Source organism: Candidatus Paceibacterota bacterium, from assembly GCA_041661265.1.
Classification (GTDB): Bacteria; Patescibacteriota; Minisyncoccia; order JAHIHE01; family JAGLIN01; genus JBAZUT01.
This window is the reverse complement of the sequence record JBAZUT010000028.1, coordinates 1-4962: the sequence shown is the minus strand read 5'-3', so window position 1 is coordinate 4962 and position 4962 is coordinate 1. Positions and strand designations below refer to the sequence as shown.

Here is a 4962-nt window from a genome sequence, read left to right as displayed (position 1 = left end):
GGGAAAGGAGATAAGGCTATCATTGAAAAATACATAATCAAGCAGGGCAGGAAAGAAGATATTAAACAGCTCAGATTGTTCGAGATTTAACTGGACGCCCTGTGGTCTCTGCCACAGGGAAATTCACTATGCAATATTGACAAAAAATAAAAGTTATGTATGATGCAAAGTGCGTGTAAATTTGGAATGTACTTTAGAATCGGCATGAAACGGACTTCGGCAGCTATTTATGGGCTTCTATGGGAGCTTCTGAACGGCTGTCGAAGAAAAAGGCAGCTTGATTGAACAGACAGAGGGAAAAAATGAAAAAAAACACCGTTTTAAAAACGTTGTTTGTGCTGGCGCTTATTATAGCAATAGCACAAACCGGAATAGCTTTTGAAGAAAAAAAAAATGTATCAGGCGATGATGGCGGATATCACAAAAGTTGTTATCCAACACCCGCGCCTACGCATACCGTAAAGCCGACACCTACGCATACGGCAAAGCCCACACCGATTCCTACTGCGGCTCCGACTCCGGTTAAGACGCCGAAGCCGACTCCCGTAGTAACGCCCACATCGCAACCGACGGTACAACCTACAGTACAGCCTACGATAGCTCCGACAACACAACCTACAACACAACCTACAACACAACCTACAACACAACCGACTGTGGCTCCTACAGCGCAACCAACTGCAAGGCCTACAACACAACCTACAGTTGCACCAACAGCAGCGCCAACAACCCCACCCGCGACGAATCCCGGAAATAATCCGACCCAGTCAATTGGCGGAGGATCATCCGTAGGCGGAAGCTGCGGCAGGGACGTTCATTCGGACGAACCCCTTGCAAATACAAGGAAACATGAGACCAACGAGGAATTCGTATCTATATATAAAAAGTCGGTTGACTACAAGTTCAAAACTCTTGAATTTCTGAGGGGCGCAGGATTCAGTCCCAACTCGACCGAAAATTGCGTATCAGCCCAAGGAGAACTTCTCAAGAGAGGATCGGCGAACACAAAGCCTCTGGAGAACAAGGGTCCCATTGTATTTTTCAATGTTTGGATCGGAGGCATCGGATATAGCGATTCACCGAAGGTGAAGGACAGATACATAGAGTTTACGGTTCCGAATGAACTCAAGGAAAAGAAAGAAGTTTCATTGATGTTGTATAAGAACGGTTCATGGGTCGAGGTTTCATTCGAAAAGCGCGGCGAGAATTTCAGAGCAACGGTTCCGTCATTCGGATATTATGCTTTGATCGAGAAAGCCGTGCCGGCCATGAAGGCGGAAACAAATCAAACTGCATCAGCCGGAAATGATGAAGCAAAGAAAGTATCATCTGATATGACGAATTCATATCTTGCATTATTGATCGCAGCGATAATATTGATTGCGATCACGATCGCATACAGCAGAAGAAAAAAATAGAACAATGCCGCATATAGAAAGGAAAATCCTTTCTTTTTTTATACACAAGATCACATAGATCGCGCCAAGGTCCGCCATTTGACTTTATCGATGTAATTTTTTATGCTTAATGACGTCACTACACTCATACGATGCATATGCAAAAACGTAATAACATGATCAACAACGCTTTTTTATCGGCCTACGACGACTATGCTGCCGGGATTTTGAGGCATATCTATCTGCGGGTCAACAGCAAAGAAGTATCCGAGGACCTTACTCAGGAAACTTTTTTTAAAGCTTGGGATAATATTGTGAGGAACGGAACCGACGTCAGGAATTACAAAACTTTCCTTTTCAAGATCGCCAATAATCTGATAATCGATTATTACAGGCGGAAGGCGAAACCGGTCGTTCCCATAGACAGTATAAGCCCCGATGAGACCTCGATCGCGGAAGCGCAGTCCAGGGAAACCGAAAACAATATAAACAGGAGCTTGATCGAGGAGTTTCTTTTTGAGCTGAGCGATGAGCACCGGCAGATCATAATTTTCAGGTACGTAAATGATTTCAGCGTAAAAGAGATAAGCGACATGACAGGAAGGTCAAAGAACAGCATAAACGTCATCATCCACAGAAGCATTAAATACATTAAGAACGAGATAAAGAAAAAATATGTTTGAAGATCATAAATTTAAAAAACAATTGAGAGCGGCCGGCAGAGAGCTTGAAAACGAGCAATTTTTAATGTCATTAAGGTCGGACCTGGAAGAACATATCCGGCAAAATCCTGCCAATGAGGAGGTCCAAGTCGAAAAAAGGAACGTGATATCCGAAGTGGTCAGGATCATCTCCGGGAAGATGAAGGACTTTCCGTTCGGAAGCCTGAAGACAAATCCGAAATTTGTGAGGGTTGCCGCGGTTTCGTTGCTCGTTGTTTTTGCCGGTACGGGGATCGCGCTGGCGTCGCAAGAAAGCTTGCCCGGAGATTCTCTTTATTCCATAAAACTGTTGACCGAGGACCTTCGCTATTCCGTTTCATTCAATTCCGAGACGAAGGCAAAGCTCCATGCGTCATTTGCGGCGGAACGAGTTTCAGAAATAAAAGAGATACTTTCAAAAAAAGGCGTTGAACCGAAGGGTCTGGACCAGGCGATATCAAGACTTCAATATAATACCAGCAAGGCCGCAGATGCGATCAGTGACAAGAAGAAAGAAACCGACGCCGAGGATCTGGCAAGAAATATTAACAGCGCGTTCAATGAGCAGAAAAAAGAGCTCGAGGAGACCTTCAAATCCCAAGCCGATAGTTTAAAGGATCAGGAGTCGGCCATAAAAGAGCAGATGCGCGAAACAAAGAAAACCGGGGATGAAGAAAATCTCCAGAAGCTTGAAGGTGAGCTGAATGGGATCAAGGACGAAAGAAAAAATCTGGTCATCAGGAGGAATGAATCTTTTCAGGCGATCAACGATGAGAAGAAGGTTATAAAGGATAATATGGATGAAAAAGATAAAATTGAAGAAAGTAATAAAGAGATATCGGAAGATATTGCGGGTCTTGCGGAGGAAAAGGAGAATATCATAAAAAACAGTTCGGAGAAGGGGATCGTTTTGGCTCAGGATACATTCGGATCATTTGATGGATTCATGTCCAAAGCCCAAGGCGCTTTGAATGACGGCAGATACGGTGATGCCGAAATGTTTGTTGAAAATGCAAAGATAGAACTCGAAGCGGCGGATGGTGTTGTTGAAAAGATAATGGAAAACAGCGATAATGAGAATTACAACAGGGTGGATGAAAATAATAATGAAGAGATCCGGAAGGAAACATCCGGCGAGAGAGAAGATCGGGTCCCGGAGCAAAGCAGGGATGGCGAACAAAGAGACTGAGCGAAATGAAAATAGATCCGATAAAAAAAAGACTCGCTGAGTCTTTTTTGTTTCAAAGGCTATGGGAGGACTATAATTTTTTTATCTCCAAAAGCAGTTCATTCAGCGCCGATTCCATAAGGGAAAGATCTTTTTTATCTATGAGCCCAAGGTCCATTGCGACGTCATAGAGCGAATAAATGCTGTTCGCAAGATGCAGAAGCTTCGACAAAGATTTGGACTTTTCCTCATCCGATCGCGATGTCAGGTTGGCGATGATGAGAGAAATGACGCATAGAGATGTTTTTTCGATCCTGCGCGTGAGATTTTCGTTTTTTTTAAAATTCTCTTTTTGAGTGTGAAGAAGGATCAGTCTGTAAACATTTTTTGCGAGAAGGTATGCTTGGTTTTCCCTGAAGGAGAATTCCATATGATTTATGTTACGATAAATTAGATAAGCGCGTAAACTATTTCGAAGAGGATCAGGAAGATTATGATGATCTCCAGGATCTCGGCCCGAACAGAGCTCAGTTCCGCAGACAGCATTTCATAGAGATCTTTGGCATCATCCAGCCTTTTCTTGAGATTTTCTTCCGTCTTATGAAGGTTAAGCCTTGCAGAGGCGGCAAGATAAATGCGGGAAAGATATTCATCTCCTGTCAGTCTCAGGAAATTGTTTATACGTTTTTCAACAGACGAGTATTCTATGAAAATTGCCAATGTTTTTTGCATCAGTTTCTGCGTTTTATAAAATTCTATGATCGGAAGCTGCTTCGCTCTGGAATATTGATAGATCTCCTCGAGTCTTTTGTCTAATTCTTTTTCGTAATAGCGAAGTTCAAGAAGCTGGATGTTGACATACTCCAGAACATCCCAGACGTCGTCTTCCGGTTCCATTCCGATCGTCACGGTCCTATCCCAGTCAATTATGGTGATATCTTCCGGCGTGTAGCTGAAATGGTATTTAAAGGCCTCATTCTGTTCATATGTGGAAAGCTGGCGGTCTTCATTCCTCAGGAATTTCGCGGTCGGGGAAATGATCGCGGCTTTTTTCGCCGGATCATATCTGTCCCGTATCCACAGAACGGCATAGTCCTCCTCAAGTCCGCAATAGGTTTCTATGCTAAGCTCTTTCTCAATGATCGATCTTAATTTATTCGAGAGTTTCCTTGATTTTCTGTCGAAGGGTGATGGATTGTTGAGGATCGATTTTGCTTTTGATAATATCTCGTCATAGTTATTTCCTTGTATCTCAATTTCGAATCTTGCGGTGATCGAACCCAGAGAGAAAAATTTGATCTGTGTTCCGATAGGGCGATCGATAAGGGGTGTCATCCATGTTTTTTCTTCCATCTGCAGGGGCGGTATGGAGAAATTCAAATATGCCGGAGTGAAACGACTCAGTCTCAACGGCCGGAATTGAAGTTTTTTAAGCCCGCCTCTCAGCTTCGGTATGTTTATATCATATGCCACATCTGTGAGCCTGTAGATATAGAGTTTCGCTATCATGGAGATATATTACTTGCTGCATAGTTTAATTAGTTTCTGATGAAATAGTGCTAATTCTGGTTGTCATATAAAGGAGATAGGGATAATAGTGTATACTTAAGGGCAGGAAGAAGAGACTAAGGTGTCAATGGCCTTGAGCCACTCGCAATACGATCGTCTCTTCTTGTCCTTAAGCATACCGGTTTAG

At 43.2% G+C, this 4962-nt stretch carries 5 protein-coding genes; 3 read left to right on the top strand and 2 right to left on the bottom strand.

Annotated features, from left to right (window positions below; all coding sequences use genetic code 11):
• The first annotated feature begins 302 nt into the window (after positions 1-302).
• The 3 genes from WC788_09830 (at position 303) to WC788_09820 (ending at position 3287) form a co-directional block, all read left to right on the top strand.
• On the top strand, positions 303-1418 hold the full coding sequence (locus WC788_09830; GenBank protein MFA6097895.1) for a PGF-pre-PGF domain-containing protein: 1116 nt from the start codon (positions 303-305) through the stop codon (positions 1416-1418).
• A gap of 155 nt (positions 1419-1573) precedes the next feature.
• Positions 1574-2080, top strand: a complete 507-nt coding sequence (locus WC788_09825; protein ID MFA6097894.1) for an RNA polymerase sigma factor — start codon at positions 1574-1576, stop codon at positions 2078-2080.
• Entirely contained in the window at positions 2073-3287 is a 1215-nt protein-coding gene (locus tag WC788_09820) for a DUF5667 domain-containing protein (protein ID MFA6097893.1), read from the top strand. The genes WC788_09825 and WC788_09820 overlap by 8 nt, the downstream gene beginning before the upstream one ends.
• Positions 3288-3357: 70 nt before the next feature.
• On the opposite strand, the gene WC788_09815 is transcribed toward WC788_09820, so the two are convergent.
• Positions 3358-3696 (bottom strand): hypothetical protein, encoded by a 339-nt coding sequence (locus tag WC788_09815; GenBank protein MFA6097892.1) that lies wholly within the window; start codon positions 3694-3696, stop codon positions 3358-3360.
• Positions 3697-3716: 20 nt separating this feature from the next.
• Positions 3717-4775, bottom strand: a complete 1059-nt coding sequence (locus WC788_09810) for a hypothetical protein (GenBank protein ID MFA6097891.1) — start codon at positions 4773-4775, stop codon at positions 3717-3719.
• Between the last annotated feature and the right edge of the window lie 187 nt (positions 4776-4962).